1 protein-coding gene is annotated in these 523 nt (G+C 34.2%); it reads left to right on the top strand.

What is annotated here, in order from left to right:
• Positions 1-392: M20/M25/M40 family metallo-hydrolase (locus tag HMPREF9441_RS17215; RefSeq protein WP_008623653.1), on the top strand; the 392-nt coding region annotated here is incomplete at its 5' end.
• Positions 393-523 lie beyond the last annotated feature (131 nt).

Genomic DNA, 523 nt, shown 5'->3' with positions numbered 1-523 from the left:
AACTTATTATCCGCGACCACGATCGTGATATTTTCAATAAGCGCAAAGCTCTAGTACAGCAAATAGTAGATGATCTTAACAAACAAATACCCAATGTAGCTGTAGCTGAAATAAAAGACCAATATTATAATATGGGTGAAAAAATTAAACCAGTGATGCATATTGTAGAAGTAGCTGAGCGCGCAATGAAGGAATTGGGTATCACACCTATTACAAAACCAATCCGTGGGGGTACTGATGGTTCACAACTTAGCTTTATGGGCTTGCCTTGTCCTAATATTTTTGCAGGAGGCCATAATTTTCACGGTAAATATGAGTTCGTACCTGTAGAAAACCTCGAAAAAGCTACTGAAGTGATTATTCGCATTGCTGAATTAGTAGCAAAAAAATAATCAGTTATTAGTCGTTAGTACTTAGTCTTTAGCTATTAAGTACTAACGATTAATTTCTAACAACTAAAAACTATAAAAAATGCCAACAATATCACATAGAGCAAAATTATTATCAAAAGAAGAGGTTATAG

It is taken from the genome of Paraprevotella clara YIT 11840, assembly GCF_000233955.1.
Taxonomy (GTDB): domain Bacteria; phylum Bacteroidota; class Bacteroidia; order Bacteroidales; family Bacteroidaceae; genus Paraprevotella; species Paraprevotella clara.
The sequence above is the reverse complement of the archived record's forward strand: the minus strand, read 5'-3'. Positions and strand labels throughout refer to the sequence as shown.